The sequence below is a fragment of the Bradyrhizobium sp. Ken01 genome (assembly GCF_055807355.1).
The window spans coordinates 1-537 of the sequence record NZ_JBVVPC010000151.1; the positions used below are offsets into that span (position 1 = coordinate 1).

Sequence of the window (537 nt, forward strand, 5' to 3'; positions counted from 1 at the left end):
CGGCACGATCATGCGCGAGGGCGCGTTGCAGGACTGGCCGGAGTTGTTGAACATGTGCATCACGCCGCCGGTCACCGCCTTCGTGAGGTCGGCGCCTTCGAGGATGACGTTCGGCGACTTGCCGCCGAGCTCCTGGCTCACGCGCTTCACGGTCGGTGCCGCGCGCTTGGCCACGTCGATACCGGCGCGGGTCGAGCCGGTGAACGAGATCATGTCGATGTCGGGGTGCTCGCTCATGGCGGCGCCGACCTCGGGGCCGAGACCGTTGACGAGGTTGAACACGCCCTTCGGCACGCCGGCTTCATGGAGGATTTCCGCAAAGATCAAGGCCGAGGTCGGGGTGAACTCCGACGGCTTCAGGATCATGGTGCAGCCGGCGGCGAGCGCGGGCGCGACCTTGCAGGCAATCTGGTTGAGCGGCCAGTTCCAGGGCGTGATCATGCCGACTACGCCGACCGGCTCGCGCAGCACCATGGCGGTGCCGACCGGTTCCTCGAAATGATAGTTCTTGAGCACGTCGAGCGTGGTCATGAGGTG

1 protein-coding gene is annotated in these 537 nt (G+C 66.1%); it reads right to left on the reverse strand.

Annotated features, from left to right (window positions below):
- The coding region (locus AC0L3S_RS39135) for an aldehyde dehydrogenase family protein (RefSeq protein ID WP_473285297.1) at window positions 1-537 on the reverse strand (537 nt) is incomplete at both ends.